Origin of the sequence: Microcystis sp. M061S2, assembly GCF_020245605.1 — a bacterium.
Taxonomy (GTDB): Bacteria; Cyanobacteriota; Cyanobacteriia; order Cyanobacteriales; family Microcystaceae; genus Microcystis.
Map to the genome: position 1 here is coordinate 1 of NZ_JADBUP010000156.1, position 26,036 is coordinate 26,036.

Consider the following 26,036-nt stretch of genomic DNA (forward strand, 5'->3'; position numbering starts at 1 on the left):
ATTTTGCTAATAAACATAGCAAAATTATAGATGATTTCCTGACCTAAGATCACATTTTATTCTTTTTTCCACTTCAATCTAAGAATTGAGAAAAAAGCAAAACCTTATATTATACCATAAAAAAATTATGCAAGAGGTCTAGTTAAGCATTCCGGGGTTAGAAGTTAATTAATTTTGACTAAAAGTAAATAGCGCTTGCTGAATAAATGTGAAATGTAGGCAAGGTAAGGGTTTTAGGGATCGTCGCCCGTACTTTTTCAGCAAACCCTAACTATTCATAACCACTGACACGCAAAAACTATTGATTTAGGATAACAAATACAATTATAATACTTTTGAATCACCGATAACTGTTTCAGTTTTATTGTTAGATGGTATAGGGAATCTCAATAAATGGATGTTGATTGAGATCAAAATCTTGGGTATTACGAGTGACTAATTTGAGATTATAGTAAAGGGCGATCGCTGCTTGAATTGCATCAGGCAATTTCCATTGAATAACCTTTTTGTTAGGCTGTTTGGTTGCCTTTTTTTTGATTTGTTCACGACGGATTTGAATGACTAAATCAGTGATGTTGACATCTAAATCTATCAGGGGAAAATGGCTTAACAACTCTCCTGCTTTGTCAAAGGAATTATCATCATCAAAACCAATGAGAACTTCGGCTTTAGTAATGACAGAAATATAACTTTCATCTCGGTGAGCTTTTAGATAAACTGTAGCTTGGGTAATACCATTAAAATGGTCGATTAAAATACAGGAGTCTATTAATCGTTTCATATCCACTCCTCCCGAATTTTTTGCTGATATTCTAAGCCATCTCCTTTAGTCCAGATTCCCTTAGTTTTATCTAATAAAGCTTCAAAATCGGCTTCTGTCTTTTCATCCTCAACTACTTGAATGTTAATGGCTAACTTTGTTCCTGCTTTAAAGGGTAAGTTATAGAGGATAATCTTCTGAGAATGATCGATGATTAAATAGGTTTGATAACTATTCATAATTATTGACACGCAAAAACTATTGATTTAGGATAACAAATACAATTATAATACTTTTGAATCACCGATAACCGTTTCAGTTTCATTGTTCTTAACAAAACTTAATATACTTCAATTTTCTCAAAAAAATTGACCCGCCTAACGGCGAGAAAAAAGTCAAAAAGGGGGAATAAATAATCAGTTTTTAATAACCAGATTTTGTATGACGGAGAGGAGTGTAAATATTTATAAAAATGTAGCTTAGAATACAGTTGTGGGGGGGGGAATATGTATCATTCCGCTATCTGCTATTACGGTTGGGTTGGGCTGTTGGTTGACTTGGACTACGGGATCGAGAAATGGAGGAGGCTACTTTGTTAGGATTTTACCCGCAAATAACTGGCACATTTTGTACCATAAGTCAATTAGAGTCGCTTAATGATTTGCTGAAATACTTGAGCCAAATTACTGAACGAGAATAACTGAGACATTCAATTCAACAAATTTTCCCCAAGGAGGAAATAGAGAAATGAAATCAAAACTAATAAACCCTTTAGGATTGTTGCTGTTTACTCCCTTTTTTGCCATGCTACCCCTTTCAAAAGCTCAGGCTTTCTGCAATCAGAATACACCATTCGGATTGTTCCAATGTCCAGGTAACACAGGTGGACATCAAGATATGACTCGAAATGCTCTACCCTTCTTAAGAACTACTATTTTGGATGATATTTTAGATGAGCATCTCTTTCAAGATAATCCTTTAGGTAACTTAAATATAGACTATATTCACTTCGACAACTCCAATTTCACGGGAGGAGTTAACTACATCAACAATCAATATACTGATCCTCGTGTTGCTGGTGCTGGTGGAGTAATTGCTGAATTTGACCCAAGCTCTCCTCAACCGTTTGATGCAACAGATGAATTTGGTCAGCTTCTTCACACCGCACAAGATTTTTATTCCCATACTAACTGGGTGGACTACAATCCAGCTAATGTTCCTGTTCCTTTATTCGACAGTGGTACTGGTTTATGGACTGTTCCTGCCCCCTATGGTGTTGTCAATCGTGGTGGAATAAATTTATTGGTCGTTCAAGGCAATAATCCCCCTCCTGCTGGTGTAACTTTTACCGTTGTTGCTACTCCGACTGGATTATTGCGCTTGGTCAACGTTGCAGGTCATCCCAGTGGTGCTACACAGGGGCTAGTTGGTGGTGCCTATGGTTCCGGCAATCAGGCTCCACCTGGAGCAACCATCGGTCACGGGGATGGTTTTAGTGCAATCGACGATCTAACTACTATGAATAAAGACACCAATGTACGCACCAACTACGCGCAAGCCTATGGTGCTGCTGCTGTACAGACAGAAACTGAATGGTGCAGGATGCTTAATCTGACTGCAAGTCGATTAGGATTTGCTGGTTCTAGTATTCCTATGGCTCTTTGGGTTGACCCTAATGGCAATCCTCATCCTGGTGGAACTGCTTGCGCTATTAGCCAGGGGTCTAAGAGCGTACAGGTTAGCATCAAAAGTATTAAGGTTTTAAACGACACAGATCCTTTTGGAGCGGGAGAATTAAACTTTCCTTTCGTTCTCTATCGTAAAGATTTCACCAAGTCTGTTCGCACAGAGGTCAATTCAATTTCAGTTTCATCGGGAAATTTCGTTCCTAAAACTTTTCTTCCTCTCCCTTTAACTTTAGATTTAAATAACCTAAACGACCTAGTGATAACCCTTCAGGCCTGGGATGATGATGACGGTTCTGATGCGGTATTTGACAATATCTCAATTGACCCTGACGATGTTTTAAAAGGTATCACTGACTTTTTTCCAGGTCCAACCGTACGCACAGTTAAATTAATTACTCCCGGAGGCGCAAAAAGTGATTTAGAAGTTTGTTTGGAGATTAAGGTTTTAAGTAATCGAAGTAATCTAGCACCACAACAAGTCGAATCAGAAGGTTGTTTCGATACTGAGATTCCCGAACCCAGTTCTATCTTTGGACTTCTCGCTTTCGGGGGACTCGGATTAATGGGACTTCGCAAGAAACGTTAATCCAACATATTTGGTTGGTAGTTCTGTTAGTTAGGGTTTGCTGAAAGAAGCTAGATACAATTTTGAGTAACGCACAGAAAACGGGTTTCTCGGAGAAACCCGTTTTCTACTCATGCACTCATGCAAAAAGGGGAATAAATAATCAGTCTTTAATAACCAGATTTAGTACAACTACCTCTTGCATGAGTTCCTATCCTCAGCCAGAAATTGATTTTGTCCGATTTTACTGTCTGGAGTCTGTAGGGTTGATTCATGAATCAACCCTACCCCAGCAGCAATTGATTTTGTCCGATTTTACTGTGCGGGGGGAATAACTTCTAACGGAATACTTTCAGTTTCTCCATCTTTAGATGGATTGACATCCGGACTTTTTTCTGCATCTGGAGTTTTTTCCACCGCTTTGGTTTCTGGGGTGGGGGGATTTTCGGGGGGTACTTCTGGACTGGGGTTCTTTTCCGGGATGGGAGTGAATTCCACCGGGGTTTCGCTTTCAGGAGACGGGGAAACTTCGGGGGAAGGTTCGATATTACGGGTAGTTTCCGCGGGAGTTTCTTCTATCCGGGGAGATTCTGGGGTAGTTGCGGGGGTAGTTGCGGGGGTATCTGGGGGGGTGTCTTCGCTGATGTTTTGTTCTTCCTGGGGACAGGCTGCCGATTCTAAACCGAGATGACATCGGACTTCCTCCCGTCCCAAAGACACGGCAATTCCCGACACCGACATTAACAAAGCTAGGATGGGTAAGATATTCTTCATAAAATTAGACTTGATTCTACTCCTCGACATCACATTATCTATTTTAGATAGGATCGAATTGATATTGAGAACCCTTTGGCCCCTCATTGCCGCGATTAGCACGCACCAAGGGAACTTGATTAAAAATGTTAAAATCCGTGGTGCTTCCCTGCAAGGTGATTCCTCGATTTAAAGTTTCGACTACAGTAGCACGGTCAGAACTTTTAGCGATCGCTTCCCCTAATACTTTCATGCTATCGTAGGCGGTAGCAGTACGCCAACTGACGCGACCGCGCCAACTTTTCAGCGCATCCTTAGCAAAAGGATCTGTTGCTTGGAAACTCCAAGGTACTGCTAGAACTAATCCGTCGATGCTATCCGCTCCTTGAATAAGGATATCGGGTGTATAAAGTTCATTTCCGCCTAATAAGAGCATTCCAGACGATTCTTGGGCAATAGCCACGGCTTGATCAATGCGATCGCCGTCTTTACTCAGGGCCAAAAATACCACCCTAGCACCGGCTTGTCTTGCCTGATCTATGGCGGTTTTAGCGTTAAAATTGGCTTTGGTGGTGTCTATTTCCTTAACTATCTTGCCTCCCGGTTCCTTTATTGCTTTAGCAAAGGAATCCTTTAATTTTTGACTATAGGGACTATCGGAATTATAAAACAGAACCACTGAGGGAGAATTCTCTTGCTGACTAGCATAATTAGCCAAAGTTTTGGCCACTGCTTCCAGATAACTGCCTAAAACTTCCTGAGATTTATCCTTAAGGGGAATGGTTTTCAGGGTTGATTTTCCCGTTTGACTAACACTGGTAGTCAGGGGAGAAAGAATCGCTAATCCTTCTTTTTCGTAACTTTCAATCGCTTTTTGACTAAAAGGATCGATTCCGTGGCCCATAACTGCTAAAACTTGACCGGATTGAATCAGATCATCAGCGATCGCTTTTGATTGTAACCCACCGCCATCATTAGCGATAACTATTTCCAAAGGATTACCCGGATTAGAATTATTAAACTCCTCTTGATACCTTGCCACACCTCGGAGAATTTCCTTGGCGCTGTTGGGGTCGTTAGCGATGGGGACAACGACGGCTATAGTATTTTGATTACCTTTTTGTCTAGCTTTGGCGTTATTGTAATAGATTTTGCCCTCCGGATCGTTTGCTTGGGGAGTGGCTGCTAGTTGGTAAGATGCGATCGCATTTATCCAATCTTCTTTTTTAAAGGCCGCTGCGCCTTTTTCTTTGTTAGGAGTGGAATTAAGCAGTATTTTCTCACCTTGGCTAAATAAATCGGGATTTTTAGCCGTATCACTCACAAAAGTTGCCTCGGTTTGCTTGTCTGGGGTTTCTTCCCCGACAACTTGGGGAGTATCGGGTTTGGGAATGAGCATTTGCAATAGACTCCAACCCCCTAAACCTGCGGTTAAAGCGGTAATTATCAAAGCGAAGGGAAGTAACCAGTTAGATTTTTGACCGACTCTAGTTGTACCCCCCGGGGAGACGACAACTGTGGTTTTAACCGTCGTTGTGACGGGATCCATCGCTTCCCTAGGCAGGCCACAGATAGGACAATCAGGAGTAGTATTGTCGCAGGGTTCATGACCTCCCGCAATCGCTTGCGGATAAGTTTTACCATCTTTAGGGATACCGTCACATTGCCAAGTAGTCATAATCAGTTATCAGTTATCAGTTATCAGTTATCAGTGGGTAAGTTATCAGTGGGTAAGTTATCAGATTTGAGTTTTAAGTGAGCAGTATGTGTTAAGTGAGCAGTATTAAATAGCAGTTTCTTGCCATCTTTTCACTGTTTACCGTTCACTGATTACTGTTTACTGGTCACTGGTCACTGTTTGAGGACGTTGTCGTAAGCTTTGGAAATAGAGGCCACCGATAAGCAGTAAAAAGAGGATATAAGCAACAATTTGACTGATATAGAGGTTTTGACGATAACCAAATAGGGATTTAAGGAGGAGTCCGGGAAAAGTGCGATCGCTCAAAATTTGGGAACCGTCCCAAACTTGAAAACCGAGAAGACAGGAGGAGGGGAGAGAAGGACAGAAATTGCGATAAAAAGGGTCAATTTCACTTAAAAGACTGATTCCTGCGTCGATATGTTTCAAAACACCGATGAGTAATCCCGCAACGATTAAGAGGAGGAAAGTCCCCATAATTTGGAAAAAAAGACGGATATTAATTTTTACTCCCCCCGCAAATAGGAGAATTCCCAACAAAGTCGCCACACTTAACCCCGCTATCGCACCGAAGGTTTGTATCTGCCAATCTTTTTGGAATTGGGCCAGGATAAAGAGGACAGTTTCAAATCCCTCTCGCAAGACAGCGATAAAAACGAGCAGAAAAATCGCTTTTCCTGCCCCATTTTCCGATTTTAACCCCGCTTTTACCGCACTTTCTACCTCAGATTTCAAAGATTTGGCCTGTTGAGTCATCCAAATTAACATCCAACTCAACATCAAGACGGCAATCAGTCCAAAAGTGGCGGCCAGTAATTCCTTGAGCATTGGTACGAATGGACTAGGAGAGGCATCCACTTGCAAAAGGATTCCCCCTAGCAAAATACCGACCAAAACACTAGCCACTACTCCCGCACCAATACCACGATACACCCATGAGTTAAGTTGCGATCGACCCGATTTTTGTAAACAAGCGAGGACAATTCCCACCACTAAAGCGGCCTCGAAACCTTCCCGGAGAGTGATGATAAAAGTGGGTAAAGCGGAACTAAGATTCATAAGCTAGTGGATAAACTCTAGCTTTGATCCTAGCTTAAGCAAAATCCCGCAGCATCTTGCGAATTTCCAGATTGTGTAATTCTTCTTGTCCGATCATACCGCGAGCGAATTCTTCTAGGTAAATACTGGCATCTTCGACGGTTTCTAGGAGTGCTTTGTACAAATCAAGGGATTTTTTCTCATGATTGAGGCTCTCACTCAAGATTGCTTTGATATTATGTTCATAGCTTTCTTCGATGGGGGCAATTTTTAAGCTAGGATGACCTTCTAAACCGGTGAGAATTTCCCCAACTTGTTGCGCGTGGGTGAGGGACTCCGTGGCCTGGGTCTGGAAAAATTGGACGATGGGGATGCGATGGGGACCTGTCACCATCAGGGAATAGTGGGTGTAACGGACAACTCCCGCTAGTTCAAATTCCATGATTTCGTTTAGTTGTTCGATGGTTTTGTCTCTGTCTAGTTCTCGCATAAGATTCTCAATAATTTGTCTCTAATTGCAATTGTAGCTAATCCAGACTGGCTGAATAAATCTAAAAACCTTGTTGGCTAATATCTTTAGGCTTTTTTGTCGTCAAAAAGTGCCAGCCATTTGAGCAATCCGGGGGAAGTTTTAGGCACTTTTTCCCTGAAAATGCCTAAAATCCCACACACCCCACGACAAACCCTTTCAGCAAACCCTAGGTGCTGCAAAAAGACTTTAGCCGGGGGAATAGCAACTCAAGAGGTCATTAAAGGTTTCATTTTGCCTTAAACCATCGAAAACAAAGTTATTACGCACTAATTCGCCACATATATCCGGTTCTATGTCCATGGCTTCGCGTAAACAGTCTATCGCTTTTTCTTGTTGACCGAGGGCAGCATAACAGCAGGCGCAATTATACCACGCATAGCGATCATCTCGATCAATTTTTAACGATTCTTCATAACAGGCGATCGCTTCTGGTAAACGCTGTAATGCTTGTAAGATCACACCCTGTTGATACCAAGACCAGTAATCTTGAGGTCGGATATCGAGGGCGGTACGATAATTAAATAAAGCCTCTTGGGGATTGCCCCAATCCCGGAAAGCGTCGCCGCGACGATACCAGGCCCAATAATCCCGGGGTCGCACCCCCAAGGCCAGATCGTAGGAAGTGATAGCGCGTTCGTAATTTTTCAGCAATCGATAGGCTTCCCCTTGCCGGTAGGCTGCCCAATAGTCCCCCGGACTATGACTTAGGGCCCGTTGAAAACAAGCGATCGCTTTTTCGTACTCCTTTAATTCCTGTAGATAAACACAACCTTGATCATACCAAGCCCAATAGTTATCATCCTTTACCTGTGCGGCGTTAGCGTAACTTTCAGCCGCTTCTTCATACATTCCCAAGTCTTCTAGTATCATACCCCTTTTGTACCATGCCCAATAATCATCTGGATAATATTCTAAGGCTTTTTCGTAACTGATTAAGGCTCCAAAATAGTCCATTCTTTCTTTTAAAATATTGCCTTGGTCATACCAATCCCGATAGGTATCTGGACGGCATTCGAGCGCTCGATAGACAGTGAGTAGATAGGTCATAGTCATTAATCTATAGTAATTAGGTTCGTCAGTCTTATCAGTTATCAGTTATCAGTTATCAGTGGGAGTGTTGGGTGAGCAGTGGGTGCTTTTTCCCTGAAAATTAGGTAGTTGACCACCTGAAAATCGATAAAACCCCACACCCTACACCCCACACCCCACACCCTGCCCCCAGGAAAAGCTTTTTGCCGCAAACCCTAGTTATACTTTTAGAACAGATTTAGATCCGTTAAAGCGCCGAGACTGCTAGAGGAGACTAACTTGGCGAATTTGCCGAGAATTCCCGTTTTATAGCGTGGGGGGCGCGGTTGCCAATGGTTACGACGACGGGTTAATTCTTCCTCCGATACATTTAAACTCAAGAGACGCTGACGAGCATCAATAGTGATTTGATCCCCTTCCTCTACTAGGGCAATTGTACCACCCACCGCCGCTTCTGGAGCGACGTGACCGACCACCAGACCGTAGGTTCCCCCGGAAAAACGACCATCGGTAATTAATCCCACGGAATCCCCTAAACCGGCGCCGATAATTGCCGAAGTGGGAGCTAACATTTCCCGCATACCCGGTCCGCCTACTGGTCCCTCGTAACGGACAACCACCACATCCCCGGCTTGAATTTTTCCGGCTAAAATTGCCTCTAAACAGGTTTCTTCCGACTCAAACACCCGCGCGGGCCCAGTGATGACCGGAGTTTTCACGCCGCTGATTTTGGCCACGGAACCCTCTGTGGCCAGATTTCCTTTTAAAATGGCTAAATGACCCTCTTTATAGACAGGATTGCTAAAAGGACGGATAACATCTTGGCCTGAGGGCGGTTGGTCGGGAATATCGGCTAAAATCTCGGCGATAGTCTGACCGCTAATGGTGAGAGCATCCCCGTGCAGTAAACCATTAACCAGGAGAATTTTCATCACTTGGGGAATACCGCCGGCTTTATGCAGATCCACGGTAACGTAACGCCCGGAGGGTTTAAGATCGCAGATAACTGGTACACGCTGGCGGATGGTTTCAAAATCATCGATCGATAATTCTACCCCGATGGTGCGGGAAATGGCTAAAAGGTGCAGCACAGCGTTAGTGGAACCTCCCACCGCCATAATTACCGAAATGGCGTTTTCAAAGGCTTTACGGGTCAAAATTTGGCTAGGTAGAATCTGTTTTCTAACCGCCTCGACCAAAACCTTGGCCGATTCTTCGGTACTATCGGCTTTTTCTGCATCTTCGGCGGCCATGGTCGAGGAGTAGGGTAAACTCATCCCCATGGCTTCAAAAATGGAAGACATGGTATTAGCAGTAAACATTCCACCACAGGAACCAGCGCCAGGGCAAGCGTTGCGTTCAATTCCGATGAGGTCTTCTTCACTGATTTTACCGGCGCTGTACTGTCCCACGGCTTCAAAGGAACTGACCACGGTTAAATCGCAATCTTTGTAGCGCCCCGGTTTTATCGTGCCACCATAGACGAAAATAGCGGGAATATTCATCCGGGCCATGGCAATCATTGCCCCCGGCATATTTTTGTCACAACCCCCAATAGCGAGGACTCCATCGAGACTTTGACCATTACAGACGGTTTCAATGGAATCGGCGATTACTTCCCTAGAAACGAGAGAATATTTCATTCCTTCTGTTCCCATGGAAATCCCGTCACTAATGGTGATAGTCCCGAAAAGTTGCGGCATTCCCCCCGCTAATCTGGTTCCTGCTTCGGCACGCATTGCTAAATCATTGATTCCCATGTTACAGGGGGTAATGGTGCTAAATCCGTTAGCGATGCCGATGATGGGTTTGCTAAAGTCCTCATCCCCAAAACCTACCGCTCTTAACATAGCCCGATTCGGACTGCGTTGGGTACCTTGGGTGACAATGCGACTTCTGTAGTTATCTGCCATAACTTTATCTTTCTCCAATGGCGGCTTATGTGTGCGATCGCGGCTCAAGTTCTCTAATCGCACCTTTATTTCTATTTTCTGACTTTTGGCCGCTCTGAGCAGGTTTTGGGACAGCCCATCTCTAAAGAAAATATAAAACTGTGGGATGATTCAGGGGACAACTATCGGGAATCAGCAGTACTAGGCAATCCGTTGAGTACCCAGAAAAAGGGTTTCTTGAAGAAACCCGTTTTCTCAATTTTAGCGGGTGATGTTAACAATTCTTGCGCTTGCACTTGCTGGCCAATCTTAGGGTTAATAATAGTCCGAAAAGAGTATCAGGTTCAGGAACTTTGGCGATATCAGAATTATTAGTTAGTTTAATATTATCAACTAATAAAGCTGAATTGATAGTGTTATCTCCTCCCCCTGTCTTATCCACATCAACTACCCCAAACCCTAAAATATAATTTCCAGTCACCGATATTGGTATCGTGTAGGTTTGATAACCTGTTTCTTTCTTTAAATGGGAAAAAGAGGGATTGACTGGAAAAATATATTGAATATCCGCCAAATAATATAAGGTATTATTAAGGGTAAAAAAAGCGAAATCGTTGTAATCTACATTAGCCGCATCTTCATCGGTCAGAAAATTCCAAGAAAAGCTGAAAATATCGCCAGCATTAGCAGTAATAGTCTGTTTAATAGCCGAGCCTTCAACAACCGATAGATTGACTAACTCATTACCTGATAAGCCGAGAAATGATTCTAAATCATTAGCATTAGTCAAGGATTGATTGTCGTCACAAGCACCGACAAAAAAACAAGTTTGTAACACTGCTTGATAACTTCCGTTAACCGGTTTAACCTGAAAACCTGAAGTTTCAACACTCGCTTGTCCGCTAGGAATCCAGTCAGAAAAATTACCAGTTTCAAAACTTCCATTGACAACAGCGGCGTGGGAGGCTTCAAGATTAGAAGCCAGCAAACTAGCAACAGTAATTAAGGTTAAAGTTGGGAGTTTAAACATGAGTAATTTTCCTGATATATGGTTAATTGTGAGATGGGATATTTCGCTGGCTGTTTACTTAAGCTTGGAGAAAAATGTCATTCTCACTTAACTGTGGGATGCCGTTGAAGGTGGCAAAAAGTGCGCCATTGCCTAAGCCATTGCTGGCACCATTTTGATTGTAGAACAGATTACCTGTTGCTAAATTGTAAACGATTTTAGCATTACTGGAACCAACTAGATTTAGTTCGTTAGCAGCATCATTGATGCTGGCAAATTCGGCGGTTTGTAAATTATTACCGACGGTACTGACAAGAGCATTGAAGGAGGTTTTACTCAGGATAATTTTGTCACTTCCTTTAGTAAAGTCACTGATGCTATCAACTCCGAAATCACTGGTATTAAAGATAGCACCACTGCCAAAGAGGAATGAGTCGCTGCCATCGCCGCCGGTGAGAATGTCATTTCCTTTTCCACCAATCAGGGTGTCGTTACCGGCGCTACCGAGGAGAGTGTCATTGCCATCTAATCCCTTGAGTAGGTTATTGCCACTGTTACCGGTGATGACATTATCTAGGTTGTTACCTGTGCCGTCGATGTTGGCGTTACCTGTTAGGGTGATATTTTCGATGTTGACGGTGAGAGTGTAATTTACAGAGGATTTGACGGTGTCTTGTCCTTGGCCAGCATTTTCAATGGCTACGTCGCGGCTGCTATCGACAATGTAGGTGTCGTCCCCGGGACCGCCTGCGAGTCGGTCATTTCCTGTGCCGCCATCGAGAATATCATTGCCTTCACCGCCGTTGACGGTATCGTTACCGGCCCCGGCGTTGATGTAGTCGTCGCCGCTAGTACCGTTGACGGTTTGATTACTGCTGTCGCCGTTGACGGCGTTGAGGACGTTGAGGCTAAAGCTATCGTTGGCTTTTTCTCCGGCGGGGTCACTGGCGATTACAGTAAGGTTATAAGTGCCGGAGGCAGTATCGGAGGGAGTGCCACTGAAGGTTCCTGTGGCGGCATCAAAGGTGATGCCACTGGGGAGGACTGTTGCTATTGCTAGGGTGTAGGTGAGATTATCTCCATCTACGTCGTTGAAGGTATTAGGGGGAATGGTGAAGCTGAAGGGTTGTCCTTCGGTGGCGGTTTGATTGGCTATTTCCTGTTGCAATGTGGGTGCATCATTGACAGATGCGACTGTTATGGTGAAGCTATTGTCAACAGTTTTACCGTTAGATGTTCCACGAATTGTAAGATTAGCTATCCCAGATTGATTGTCTTGATAGTCGACGGTTAACTGATTGTCAACGATGGTAGCGGTGACTAATCCCGGATTACTATTGACGAATACTGATTTAACAATTGAAGTCGGGTCATTGTCGATGTCAGTGAAGACGTTGGTTAAGTTAATGACGCTATTTTCTGCATCTTCGTCAACATTGACATCAGTAATCAGATTGAGGACAGTTGGTGCATCATCTACTGGGTTAACAGTGATATTCACTGTCGCAGCATTATCTGCATAAACACTCCCATCAAACCCGTTCCAACTAAAAGTAATATTCCCGTTAAAGTTAGTATTGGGACTAAAAGTGAGATTATTTAGGTCACTGACAGCAATTTCTTGATTGAGTGCAATTGCTGTATTATTCAGTTGGAGAACACCGTTATTAGGTAAAGCAGTAATCTCTATCTTAACCAGAGTATTACCATCAGCATCATTGAAAGCTGAAGTAAAGTCAGTTTGACTAAAGTTGATGGGTTTATCTTCATCCCCACTCTTATTAATGTTATTCAGAGTTGGTGGTTGATTGCTGGGAAGTTGCTGATTACCGAAGTTAATTCCCGTTAGTATCTGTCCTCCAGTCAGGGTGACATTATGAACTAAACTGACGGTATTAGTGACCGTGTTGGACCCATTATTATTGTTATTTCCTGGGTTAACTAAATCTGGATTAGGATTACTGTCATTGAGGTTGAGTATGCTTTCTGCTAAAGCAAGTGCATTGATTCGAGGATAACTGATTCCTGTATTGGTAACGTTATCGTTTTCGTCATCCCCATCAATAATTAAATTGCTGGTTGTGTCTAATAAGGTACGAAATTCAGTTAAGGTTAATTCCCGTCCTAAATAAGTTTGAGCAATCTGTTGAGCAAGGGTAGCAATTGCGCTAATGTAAGGCACTGCTTGAGATGTGCCACCCATGGTAATTGTCCCACCAGTTGCATTGGCGCCACTGATTAAAATACCCGGCGCAAATACATCTAAAAGGGGATGACGTTGGGAGAAACTGGCGATTCGGTCTGCTGCGGTTGTATAGTCTTTAGCACCATTACTGAAGCTGCCAGAACCGAAATCATCGGCCCAAACTGCACCGACGGAGATTACATTCGGGTCGGCTGCTGGATAGGCTAATCCGGGGGTACTGTTAAAGGTGTAGAAACTGTTACCCGCTGCGGCTGCTATGAGAATATTTTGTCCGGCAATGGCAGCTAATTCGTCGCCAATTCCATAGCGTCCGGTGGCGGTTGTCCAGTTTTGATTATCTCCTAAAGAAAGGTTGACAGATGCGACATTATATGTATTCGCATTTGTATTAACCCACTGTAGGGCCTCTTCTAAGTCAGCAAAGTACCCGGAACCGTTATCTTTAAAGACTTTGAGGATAATTAAGTTAGCATCGGGAGCAATTTGGGAGGCGATACTGGTAATGTGAGAACCGTGATTGTTTTTATCACTGGCATCAGTATCATTATCAGCAAAGTCGTATTGATAGATAATCTTGTCAGCAATACCATTATTATTAGCATCCGCACCGAATAAGGGATGATTTAAGTCGGCACCGGTGTCAATAATAACGATGCTTTGTCCCTGTCCTTTGATATTGGTAAAGCGGGAATCTGACCAGAAATTATCGAGGTTAATGAGATTGGTGGCGTTAGTATTTTGCGAGTTAGAAATGGTGTTACTGGGATTTGAGATAGGCGGTGTGATTGGATTATTATTGGGAGATTCATCATCAATAATGGTGACGGTTGCCTGACTTTGATTCCCCAGAGTTGCGCCACCGGTGGGGTTGGTGAGATTGATGGTAAAGGATTCGTTTCCTTCGACTTTATTATCATTCCGAATGCGGATAGCGTTGGGATTATTTAAGATGGCGTTTTGGACGGGAATGACTTTACTGATTTCGTTTTCGGCGAAGGTGATGGTAATGGGATTGTGGTTAAAATCATTGTTGACGGAACTAGCGGCGCAACCGCAACCTTTGGCGGTTCCATCGGTGAAGGTAAGGGTGGCTGTGACTGTTCCTGTGAGGTTTCCGCTACGGATGATGATAATTTCAGTGATGGCGGTTCCGTCTTCTGTAACTGTGTAGTTGCTGGTGCTGAAGTTGAGTTGGGTTTGATTACTTGTAGCGGGAGAAATTAGTTCTAAAGTGGGAATGGCGAGGGGAATATCCGCCGCTGTGGTGGTGATATTGAGGAGGGGATAGGTTTGTTTCCAGCCTGTTTGTACTACTTGAGCGACGTTATAATTACCCGGACGCAGGTTATTAAATGTATAGTCGCCGTTAGCATTAGTTTGGGTTGTGGTTTCTCCGTTATCCAGTTGGTTGTTATTGTTGGTGTCTAAGTAAACTGTCCATCCTGATAAACTGGGTTCGCTATTATTAACGGCATTGCCATCAATATCATTCCAAACTGTCCCTTTTATTTCTGCGTCGTTGTCTTGAATGGTTACATTAACCGTCCCAATGGTTAACCCGTTGTAGTTGGTATCTGTACTGCTGATATTGTGGGTAATGGTAGCAGTTTGATTTCCTTCTGTTAGGGTGTCATCTACTGCGGTAATGGTGACGTTTTGGGGAGTATTCCAGTTGGTTGTAGTGAAGGTAAGGCTAGTTGAATTGAGGGTGATTTGATTGTTACTGGTTAGGGTAATGGTGACATCGGCAGTGGGTTGGGTTTTGAGGACGAGAGAGTAGGTATCGGTGTTACCTCCTTCGGTGACGGTGGTATTTCCGGCTGTTTGGGTTAAGGTGACTCCTGGGGTGGGAGGGGGAGTAATGGTAAAGCTTGTGGTTTTGGCTGCGTCGCCGTTATTTCCGGCGTTGTCTTGGATGGTGGTTGCGTCAATTTTTAGGTTATAGATACCGGGGGTATTGGTTAAGTTACCTAACCCGTTAATGCGGTAGGTTGTATCAGAGAGATATTCAACGGTTACGGTATTAGGAAGGGTGAGGGTGACACCATTACGGGTTAAGGTAATATCACTTTTATCAAAGGTATTGAGGTTAATAGTTTCAGAAAACTGAACATCAATACTGTTGATGGGATTGGCGGTTGAGGGGGGAACGTTGATAAATTGGGTCAGGACTGGTTGGGTGATGTCTGCAAATAGACTTAGGGTTGTATTGGTGGTGTTTCCTGCGGTATCTTCTACCCGGATTTCTAGGTTACGAGAACCAGGTGAGGGAAGTTGAACTTGACTACTAAATTGGCTTCCGTTTACGGTTGCTTGTTGTAAGAGTTGATTGGTGGTTTTGTCGTAGAAGAAGACTTTTAATCCGGTTTCTCCTAATTCACCGCTAATGGTGGGATTGGTGGTATTAATTCGGGTTTGTCCTGATACTGTCAGGGGTTGTAATGGCGCGAGGTTTGCAGTATTTATCCCTGAAGGTGTTAGGGGATTGGTGACTGTAATATTAGTAGGAATTGCGGGTGCGATGGTATCCATTACCCAGCTTTCGGACTGGGTTCCATTTCCTGAATTACCGGATAAGTCTTGGATTCCACTGCCGTTAACTGTCAGGTTATAGGTTCCATCGGTTGTGGTTAATCCACTTAGTCCATTAATGCGATAGGTGGTGTCGTTAATGGTGCTAATGGTGACGGTATTGTTAATTAAATTGGTTCCATTATTACGGGTGAGAGTAATATCTTGCCAAGTGAAGGTACTGAGGTCAATTTTTTCGGAGAAGGTGACGGTTAAAGAGGGAACCGGTTGATTACGCGGGTTGATTAATAGATTAGCAATATCTGTTACTACTGGTGGGGTGGTGTCGGCATTACCGCCAGCGGTTTTCTTCCAGGTTTCTGTTAGTGAACCGCTACCAAATTTACCACTGGTGTCTTGGATTCCTGTGGCGTTGATGGTGAGTATATAGTCTCCATCGTTGTTGGTTAGGGTGTTTAATCCGCTGATTTGATAACGGGTGGAAGAGAGGGAAACAATGGTAACGGTGGAGTTGATTAAGTTTGTGCCATTGTTGAGGGTTAAGCTTAAGTCATTGTAATCGAAACTACTGGCTTGTATGGGTTCAGAAAAGTCAACGGTAATGGCGTTAACGGCTGTGGCGCGTGGGTCTGGACTAACATCAATAATGTCGGTAATAGTGGGTCCACCGGGGGTGTAAACAACCGTGTAGGTTTTCGTTCCTCCTGTGGCGTTATTGTCAAAGAAATGGAGGATGTTTTCATAGGTTGGACGACCGGTAGCGGGGAAGGTACGGTCGGTTGTCCAAATATTATCTAACCCAATTTCTGTACCGTCAGACCGCAAGATTTTAACGATGTCGTATTGACTGTTACTGGGTTCATCTAAGCGGAAGTAAGTCCAGCCATTTTCGACGGTGGCGGTAATTTGAACAGTTAAGTCGCTGAGGGTTGGGGTTGCGTCAATGGTGGCGTTTTTGACGGCTTTGACGGGTGCGGTTCCGCCACTGCTAAAGTAGATTATATCGGGGGTAAATTGTGCGTCAAAGGTTTCGTTAACGAGGAAGTCGGGTAAGTTGTCGGGGTTGGAGTGATTGACTTGAACTGTATGAATTAGTTCGTGGATTTTGACTTCTTTGATGAGGGAAAGTTCAGCTTTACCAAGGCTGTTGATGTGTTCAAAGGTGGCTTTGTAGTCGATGAATTTCCCTTGTAGGCTGGATTTGAGTAACCATTCAGCAACGGCGGTTTCTCCGGCTTCAATATTACCAAAGTTGACGGTTAAGGAAGGACTAACTCCTTGTCCATTGACTTCGGAACCGATGATTTGGAAGTCTATTAGTAAGCCTTTTTCGTTTTCGACGATTTTCGGTTGTCCCGAGGTGATTCTCAGGTTTTTTGCGTCTCCTTTTCCTTCATTTCTGATGAGGACAGCGAGGGAGTAGGGGACGGATGTTTCGATAATGTCATCGGTGAAGGGGTCATCGGCGAAGACATCTCGTTGATGGAAGTAGTCGAGGTAAAGTTCGGCTTGCGGGAAAACAGTAATAGGACTGGAAAGTAATGGGACGGTGACAGTTTTGCCGTTTTCCAGGTAGGAAAGGGTTCCACCAATGTTGTATTGGGTGGGAATTTCTGGCGCGGCTAAATTGGTAGGAATAAAGGTCCATTGTGCGCTGCCAATTCCTTCTTTTTGGGGAGTGTCGGGGTTATCTCCGGTTAAGATTCCTGTCCCGTCAACGGCGGTGATATTGCTGAGGATGGGGTCGGTGATGCCAAATTTATCGTTGACAATGTTGCCGTTTTGGTCTTTGATTTGAAGGATAACGGAGAGGTTGGTTAGGTTGGTTGCGTTACCGTTTTCTATTTCTAAATTGCCAAGGAATGCAGCGCGAGTCATTACTGCTTCTTGGTCGATTTTGATTTTGACTGTGGCGCAGACACCCTTGCTACTGGAATTGTCCACAATATCCTCTAACGTTTCTACCAAGCCTTCAATTTCTGCAAAAATACTGCTATAGTTTTTATCTAAACTTACTTGAATAGCTTGATCGGCATTTAATGATACAGTAAACCAATCATCTAAAGCAATAAAGTCAGTGCTTCCTCCTGTTGGGACATCAGTCACATCAATGATTCCAGCAGTCCAATAATCAATGCTACGATTCCATCGCTCTACAAGTTTAATAAGATCAGCAGAGGCGATTTTTAGTGATGCTGAAATACCAAGTAATTCATCAATCTCAGTGCCAGATATTTTGATAGTGTCTCTATTGCCTTCTTCTTCATTAGTTGCAGCGAGAAAAGCATCTAAAAATTCACCTTGATCTAGCCATATAATATCACCTAATAAATAGGTTTGTGCTGTAATCACTTGTTCCAATCGATTTGCAGCGTCCGTAAAGTCTCTTAAAAGACTTAACTCTGACTCAACACTGAGTTTGATTTGAGGATTTTCAGTAAATACGTTTACTTGTACTGCGGAAATGGAAGTACTACTAGAATTAGAACACTCAAAAGCAGTTTTACCAATATCAACAAAACACTCAATCACTCCCAAAGCAAGACTGATATTAGGCGGAAGTACAGCGTCAATACAAGTAAGAGCTGCTCTCACACCTTTGTAGAATGTGTACCAAAAATCGAACTCGTTCTTAAGTCCTATCAAATCTTTGACAACACCAGTAATGTCTTTTATACAAGCTAGAATTCCAGCATATTTGCCCTGTAGTCCAAATTCCTCAATAATAAGGTTGACACCACATTGTAAAAGATCATTCAGAAGATTGACAGTACATTCTGTCGGTGGCGGGTCAGGGTTAGGATCAGGGTTGGGATTGGGATTGGGATTGGGATTGGGATTGGGATTGGGATCAGGGTTGGGATTGGGATTGGGATCAGGGTTGGGATTGGGATTGGGATTGGGATTGGGATTGGGATTGGGATTGGGATTGGGATTGGGATTAGGAGGCGGTGGCGAATTACAAGGAAGTCCAGTGTTAGTAATTATTGGAGTTGGAGAATAAAGGTAAGGACCCCCTGAACCAAAAAGAACAGATGGATAATAATTAACGCCAGAACCTATATATCCATTTGGCCCCCCTGGCCCCGAATAGCAATTTCCTTTAGCATCGGTCATAGGAATTAATGTTGCCTTTTGAACAGTTCCTCCTGCACAGAAGTAACTGTATAAAGTGGCAGCCCGAATATCACAAGAAACAGTTTGCCCAGAAAGAGTAGATAACTCTCCTGAATTACTAGACACGGTATCAAAATCATTAATCAGTGTAATTCTGACGGGAATGGTAATAGAACTTTTAGCAGCTAAAACATCAACTCCATTGATAAGCGGTTCAATTTTATAAAAGGGATGTGTCCCAAAATCTAATTTGACATCATTAGCTGCTATTAAACCATGATTAGTTAGTTTCATGTCAATTTGCATGACTTGACCAACTACTTGTAAATCAGCCAAACTAATCGAACCTGGTTCAACAATAACTGTAGGAATTGGAACATCGGTTTCAAACGTCGATTGAACAGTGATAATATATTTATCTTCAATTTCAGTCGGCGTTACTGTCCAAGTATATTTAACCGTTTGTCTTGACAAAAATGCCTGAATATCCTCTGTTTCTCCTGCGCTGACATAAATATTCTGTTCATAAGTATCATGATTATCCGCAGTAATCCGCAGTTTATAATACCCCTCCGCTAAATCAGTTTTAGACAATATCCCATCGGCATCTTTTTCTGAGGAAATAACGGTTCCTGTAAAGGGATCTAATAGGGTAATTGTCGCATTTTCTAACCTGGGTGAACCTTCCGCAAAAAAGAATAATTCATCAACAACACTAATATTAAGATTCCCTTTCGCTTCCGAAATCGCTCGGAAATTAAACGGTAAACTTAAGGATGCTTCATCCCCGGAAATAACGACATTTCCGTTATAAACTGTCAACTCTTGCGTTGCTGACGGTTGTAATAACAACGAAACTTTCGTTGATTGACCCGGATTCAAGGAAGGTAGCTTAACCGCAGAAGCAGACTTTAACCAAGACGCATTAGGAAGCAGAATATTTAATTGTCCTGACGCAATTTCCCCTTGATTACTAACCGTAAACTCGACTATTGTTTGACCTCCCCGCAACATCGAAGCTTGTAAACTGCTGGTATCTGCAACTAAACGGGGTAATAGTTGCGCCACATCTACTCGTATTGGTAGATTTGCGGTAACGCCTTCAGTGGTACTTAATCCCAGACCAAAGTTGTAATAACTCCATTTATCATCGGGGACATTAATACTGTAATTAACGGTGATTTCTTCATTACCCCCTAAACTCGTTTTCTCTGGGGTGACATTAACTGTCCAATCACTTGGCGCACCATTGACTGTAGCAGTTAATCCCGATAAGCTTAGATTACTCAGGTTTTGTAGTTTCACTGACCCATTAAAGGTGGTTCCTTCGGTAATTCGTTGGGAAACCTGCGTTAAGAATTGGTCATTTTGTTCAAACCGCATTCCTAAGAGAGTAAAACTATCTTCTGGGGTAGTATCTTCACTCGCAAACCCCGGGAAATAAGCATTGATATTATAAGTTCCCGCTTCTCCGGGTAAGGGAGTAAATTGACGGACAAAATTACCATTTCCATCGGTAAACGCATCAAATTCTCGGAGCTTTCCTTTATTCTCTACCCGGACTTTGACAAACTCAAACGCTACAGGAGAATTATCACTATTACTTAATGCTTGTCCCCGGAGAGTGACGGGATTACCGGCGATGGCAGTTTCTGTGTCAGAATAAACCGTACCACGATAAGCAGGTGTTACTGTTACTGGGGTAATCGTTGTATTATTGCTTTCCCCTATTGTGACTCCTTCATTAACGGTATTTCCGTTATCTGTTACCCCAATTAGGTAATATTGTCCTGGATTACGGGGAGCAAAGTAAGTGACTGTGCGATTGTAGGAGGTTCCCGCTAATAAATTGGCTGGAGTTTCTGTACTTCCTAAGCCAAATTCTCCTAATAAGGTGTCGTTGGTGTCTAACTTATTATCGGTTGATAAATAAACTCGGTCTTTCCAACTTCCCGTCGCAGCGATAATTCCGTTATTGGTGACTGTGTAGGTGAATTGAGACTGCTTGGTTGTATAAGTTGGGGGGATTCCTTGTAATTGAGTGAGGACTAAATCAGGAACATTAATATCGGTGATTTCTAAGTTGTCACTGCCACTATTTAATCCTGTTGCTGAAGCGGTAATGGTTACTGTTTGACTACCGTCGTTGATTCCGTCACTAATTCCGGTAATAGTGAAAGTGGCTGAAGTTTGTCCCGCAGCAATTGTTACTGTGTTGGGGACTGTTGCTTCGGTGGTATCGCTGGAATTGAGGGTAACAATTAAGTCGCTGCTGGTATTAGTATTACGGGTAAGGGTTGCTGTTGCGGTTCCTGTTTCTGAGATAACATCTTTGTCAATAACGACTTTTAAAGTGGGACTTTCGTTATCGATGATATTAATATTAGTGGTTGCGGTTCCTGTATCGGTTGCTAAGTTTGTCCCTGTGTAGGTAGGTTTGGCGGTGATGGTAACTGTTTGATTACCATCTAAAACGGTATCATCAACTCCGGTTATTTCAAAGGTGACAGATGCTTGATTGGCGGGAATGATAACAGTAGCAGGGACGGTTGCGGCGTTAGTATTGTTGCTGGATAGTTGTACCTGTAGTGGTGTATCGGTAACGAGATTACGAGTAACTGTTGCTGTTGTTTTACCACCATTTTCGTAGATCCCCCCTGGCCCCCCTTCAGAAGGGGGGAGAATATTGAGGGTTAACGTAACTGCATCATTATCAATAATTGCTAGGGTATCTGAACCACTAACAAATCCTTGTGCTGTGGCAATAATGGTGTAGTTTTTCGCTAGTTCAATTAAGGTATCATCAACCGCATTAATATTAAAGTTGGCTGAATTTGCACCAGTGGGAATAGTAACAGTTGTCGGTACAGTAATTTGACTATTTTCACTATTAACTAAGGTGACTGTTAAGGGTTCTGTGGTGTCGGTATTGCGGGTGATTGTTCCCTGAATGGTGTTACCTTCGGTGACTTGTTCCCCACTAATAGTAAGGGTTAAGGTGGGTTTAAAGTCGTTGTCAATAATATTGACAATTGCGCTGTTTTGTGAGCCGATTGTTACGCCGTTGGTGGGGTTAGATAGACTGAGATTGATGGTTTCTGTGGCTTCAAAGATACTGTCATCAATGATGGGGATGGTGACGGTTTTACTGGTTTCTCCGTTGGCGAAGTTAACCGTAATTGAGGTGTTATTGTAGTCGCTTCCTGTGGTCGCTGTTCCATTTGTTAGGTTAATAGTTGCACTAACTGCACCATCACTTCCATTGGTACGAGTTAAAGTAACTGCGGTAACAGGGGTTCCATTTTCATTGATGGAATAAGTCCCATTGCTAAATTGAATGACTCCCGGTACTGCGTCATTATCAATAATCGTTAGGGTGGCGGTTTGTTGGGTTCCTAAGGTTGCGCCACCTGTGGGATTAGAAAGGGTTAGGTTGACGGTTTCTGTTGGTTCATAAATGGTGTCATTATTGATAGGAATGGTGACAGTTTTACTGGTTTCTCCATTAGCAAAGGTGATGGTAATGGGTGTATTAGTATAGTCGTCTCCTGCGATTGCACTGCCATTACTAGGGGTTAGGATAACGCTAACTTCCCCGTCACTTCCATTAGTCCGAGTTAATGTGATATTGGCGGTTCCGTTTTCGTTAACGGTGTAGTTACTGCTATTGAGGCTAATTGTTCCCCGTTGCGGTAAGTCATCGTTAAGAATGGTTAAAACTGCTGTCGTCTGGGTTCCTAATATTGCGCCACCTTGGGGATTAGACAGACTGAGATTGATGGTTTCGTCTGCTTCCAATTGGCTATCGTTAACGATGGGGATGGTGACGGTTTTACTGGTTTCTCCGTTAGCTAAGTTAACCGTAATTGCGGTGTTATTGTAGTCAGATGGTGCAGTTGCTGTTCCATTTGTTAGATTGATTCTGACACTAACTGCGCCATCACTTCCATTGCTACGAGTTAAAGTAACTGCGATAACGGGGGTCCCATTCTCATTGATGGAGTAAGTCCCATTGCTAAATTGAATGACTCCCGGTACTGCGTCATTATCAATAATCGTTAGGGTGGCGGTTTGTTGGGTTCCTAAGGTTGCGCCACCTGTGGGATTAGAGATGGTTAAGTTGACGGTTTCTGTTGGTTCATAAATGGTGTCATTATTGATAGGAACAGTAACAATTTTGCTGGTTTGTCCGTCAGCAAAGGTGACTGTAATGGCGGTATTAGTATAGTCGTCTCCTGCGATTGCACTTCCATTACTAGGGGTTAGAATAACGCTAACTTCCCCATCACTTCCATTAGTCCGAGTTAAGGTGATATTGGCGGTTCCGTTTTCGTTAACGGTGTAGTTACTGTTATTGAGGTTAATTGTTCCAGGTTGGGGTAAGTCATCGTTAATGATGGTTAAAACTGCTGTAGTCTGGGTTCCTAATATTGCGCCAACCGTTGGGTTAGAGAGGGTTAAGTTGACGGTTTCGTCTGCTTCCAATTGGCTATCGTTAACGATGGGAATGGTGACGGTTTTACTGGTTTCTCCGTTGGCGAAGTTAACCGTAATTGCGGTGTTATTATAGTCACTCCCTGCGATCGCCGTGCCGTTACTTAGGTTGAGGGTGACACTCACCGACTCGGTGATGATGCCGCTACGCTCGATCGTCACTGGTGCGATCGCTGTCCCGTCTTCATTGACTCGGAACGTAGCGGCACTGAAGGAGAGAATCGCCGAAGCATTAATGCCAATCGGTACAGCACGGACATTATTTGTGTTATCGACCTCGCCTTGAGCATTGGAATTGTCGGCCACAAACAACAGGAAGCGATCGCCCGATACATTACTCGGTAAAGCGATGTTACGGCTAATGGTGTAGCTGGCTCCGGCGGCGAGGGGCGTTTGGCTGGCGATCGCTTCCGAGGTGATGAATATATCGGACCCATCGAATAGGCTATCTCCTGACAGGTAAACCGCGTCCGACCAATCTGCCGAGGCTTCCGAAGTTCCCTGATTGGTGGTTGTCCACGACACAGCAATATTACTGCCCGTGATTGCGGTTGTTGGCGCATTAGCGGTGGAGACGATGAGATCGGGAGCCGTTACCACAATTTCAACGACTCGCTGGTTATTCGTCTCGTTGATTTCTCCCTGATTGCCAGAACCATCGGCCACGAAGATCAGGTAACGCGTACCGGGGGTAATACTGGCGAGGTTAACAGTTTTGTTGATCGTGTAGCTGCCGTCTGCTGCGAGGGGGGTTTGGGTGGCGATCGCTTCGTTAACGAGGAGCGTATCGGAGCCGTCTAGGGTCTGGTTCAAGGATAGGTAAACGTAATCCCGCCAATCTTGGGGAGCTTCCCCTGTCCCTTGGTTTTTTACCGTCCAAGACAGGGTAATGGGGTTGCCGATGATGCCCTCACTCGGAGCGATCGCCGATTCCAGAACTAGATCGGCCGAGGAGATGTTAATCGGTAGGGCGAAAACGTTATCGTTCTCGTTGGTTTCTCCTTGCCCATTGCCATAATTGTAGGCATCATCCGCGACAAAGAGCAGGAAACGATTGCCCGTTGTCGTCGTAGGTAGGGTGATATTAAGGGTTCCACTCGCTCAATGGTGTAACTGCTGTTGGGATTTAAGGGGGTTTGGGCGGCGATCGAAACCGTGCCAGAGGTGATCGAACGATCATCAAAATCTCCCCAGATCGTATTCGTCGATAAACGAACTTCATCGCTCCAATCCGCCGAGGCTACGACATCACCCCCATTGGTTACTGTCCAGGAGACATTGAGGGTTCCGTTAGTCACGGCTGTGGTGGGGGCGGTGGCAGCAGTGACGGTCAGATCGGGCGCGGTGAGGGTGATGGGAGTAGCAATGATATTATCGGTTTCGTTGGTTTCTCCTTGGGACCGAGAAGCGTCGGTGACAAATAACAGGTAGCGATCGCCAATACTGGTAGCGGGTAAGAAAATATTTTGATTATTGGTATAACTGGCATTAGGTGCGAGGGAATTCGGTCGGAAAAATTGGCCAATATTCACATCATTACTATCTAACAGCCCATCGTCGGATAAATAAACGCCATCATTCCAACCCGCAAGGGCAGAAACCGTTCCGGTATTGGTGACTCGCCAAGAGAGGGGAAGCGTTTGACCAAGTACCGCCGCCGAGGGAGGAGATGTGGGGTTAGAAATGACGAGATTTGGTGCGTTGACAGCGATCGCAACCGAACGAATATTATCGGTTTTATTACTCTCTAATTGCCCATTATAGTTATCTGTCTTAACCAGTAAATACCCGTTGCCCGCCACTGTGTCGGGAAGGGTGATATTTTGGGTAACGTTATAGGCTTCATCGGGATCGAGGGGGAGATTGGCAAAGGTGGAAGCCCAGATTTCCGTGAGATAAATATCGTCACCATTGCCAAAAACGGTATCCGATGAGAAAACAATTCGGTCATACCACGAAGAGGTGTTGGTGACTCGCGTTCCTTGGTTCTGCACTGTCCAAGATACGGCGATTGTCTGTCGGGTGCTGGCGGTACTGGGGGCCGTGAAATTAGTAATAATTAAATTGGGTGCAGTAATATCAATCGCTTGAGTATAAACGTTATCGTTTTCGTTTGCTTCTGTTTGGTAGTTATAAGCATCTGTTCTCACTAGCAAATAACCGTTACTTACTACACTACTGGGTAAGGTAACGTTACGACTTACTGTATAGGTTTCATTGGGTTCTAAGGGTAAGCCGTTGCTACTGGAGATAAATTGTTCAGTAAGATAAATATCATCACTATCCCCATAGATGTCATTCTTGGAAAAAACTACCCGGTCATACCAGTTAGAACTTACTGTAGTCACAGAACCGTCATTTTTCCCCGTCCAAGATAGGGTAATAGTCTGACCAGCCGTAGCGGTAGTGGGAGCAGTGACATTAGTAACAATTAAATTGGGTACAGCAATATTAATCGCTTGAGCATAGACGTTATCGTTTTCGTTTGATTCTACTTGATTGTTATAAACATCTGTTCTCAATAGCAAATAGCCATTACCTACTGCTGCACTACTGGGTAAGGTAACGTTACGACTTACTATATAGGTTTCATTGGGTTCTAAGGGTAAGCCGTTGCTACTGGAGATAAATTGTTCAGTAAGATAAATATCATCACTATCCCCATAGATATCATTCTTGGAAAAAACTACCCGGTCATACCAGTAGGAACTTGCTGTAGTCA

General features: G+C 43.7%; 12 protein-coding genes. 1 reads left to right on the forward strand and 11 read right to left on the reverse strand.

Going from position 1 to position 26,036, the window contains the following annotated elements:
- Positions 1 to 367: 367 nt before the first annotated feature.
- Positions 368 to 781: a PIN domain-containing protein gene (locus tag IM475_RS22320; protein WP_190722144.1), complete on the reverse strand. Its 414-nt coding sequence runs from the start codon at positions 779 to 781 to the stop codon at positions 368 to 370.
- A complete protein-coding gene (locus IM475_RS22325) occupies positions 778 to 999 on the reverse strand; it encodes a hypothetical protein (RefSeq protein ID WP_287729167.1) in 222 nt (73 codons plus the stop codon). The genes IM475_RS22320 and IM475_RS22325 overlap by 4 nt, the downstream gene beginning before the upstream one ends.
- Positions 1,000 to 1,507: 508 nt before the next feature.
- Here IM475_RS22325 and IM475_RS22330 point away from each other — a divergent pair.
- Positions 1,508 to 3,034: a PEP-CTERM sorting domain-containing protein gene (locus IM475_RS22330; RefSeq protein ID WP_287729168.1), complete on the forward strand. Its 1,527-nt coding sequence runs from the start codon at positions 1,508 to 1,510 to the stop codon at positions 3,032 to 3,034.
- A gap of 294 nt (positions 3,035 to 3,328) precedes the next feature.
- Here IM475_RS22330 and IM475_RS22335 read toward each other — a convergent pair whose 3' ends face one another.
- The 9 genes from IM475_RS22335 to IM475_RS22375 all read right to left on the reverse strand — a co-directional run.
- Positions 3,329 to 3,787 (reverse strand): hypothetical protein, encoded by a 459-nt coding sequence (locus tag IM475_RS22335; protein ID WP_287729170.1) that lies wholly within the window; start codon positions 3,785 to 3,787, stop codon positions 3,329 to 3,331.
- A gap of 43 nt (positions 3,788 to 3,830) precedes the next feature.
- Positions 3,831 to 5,444: an ABC transporter substrate-binding protein gene (locus tag IM475_RS22340; RefSeq protein WP_287729172.1), complete on the reverse strand. Its 1,614-nt coding sequence runs from the start codon at positions 5,442 to 5,444 to the stop codon at positions 3,831 to 3,833.
- Between the two features lie 159 nt (positions 5,445 to 5,603).
- Complete coding sequence (locus tag IM475_RS22345; protein WP_287729174.1) at positions 5,604 to 6,524, reverse strand: FTR1 family iron permease; 921 nt, start codon at positions 6,522 to 6,524, stop codon at positions 5,604 to 5,606.
- 34 nt (positions 6,525 to 6,558) lie between these two features.
- Positions 6,559 to 6,993 (reverse strand): ferritin-like domain-containing protein, encoded by a 435-nt coding sequence (locus tag IM475_RS22350; protein ID WP_002731529.1) that lies wholly within the window; start codon positions 6,991 to 6,993, stop codon positions 6,559 to 6,561.
- Positions 6,994 to 7,221: 228 nt separating this feature from the next.
- Positions 7,222 to 8,082, reverse strand: a complete 861-nt coding sequence (locus tag IM475_RS22355) for a tetratricopeptide repeat protein (RefSeq protein ID WP_287729176.1) — start codon at positions 8,080 to 8,082, stop codon at positions 7,222 to 7,224.
- 209 nt (positions 8,083 to 8,291) lie between these two features.
- Entirely contained in the window at positions 8,292 to 9,977 is a 1,686-nt protein-coding gene (ilvD, locus tag IM475_RS22360; RefSeq protein ID WP_287729177.1) for a dihydroxy-acid dehydratase, read from the reverse strand.
- A gap of 253 nt (positions 9,978 to 10,230) precedes the next feature.
- Positions 10,231 to 10,986, reverse strand: coding sequence for a PEP-CTERM sorting domain-containing protein (locus tag IM475_RS22365; RefSeq protein ID WP_287729178.1), 756 nt, complete (start codon positions 10,984 to 10,986; stop codon positions 10,231 to 10,233).
- A gap of 58 nt (positions 10,987 to 11,044) precedes the next feature.
- Positions 11,045 to 24,361 carry a Calx-beta domain-containing protein gene (locus tag IM475_RS22370; RefSeq protein ID WP_353737468.1) on the reverse strand — a complete coding sequence of 4,439 codons (13,317 nt, stop codon included), beginning with the start codon at positions 24,359 to 24,361 and terminating at the stop codon, positions 11,045 to 11,047.
- Positions 24,253 to 26,036: CARDB domain-containing protein (locus IM475_RS22375; RefSeq protein ID WP_287729179.1), on the reverse strand; the 1,784-nt coding region annotated here is incomplete at its 5' end. The genes IM475_RS22375 and IM475_RS22370, both read right to left, overlap by 109 nt.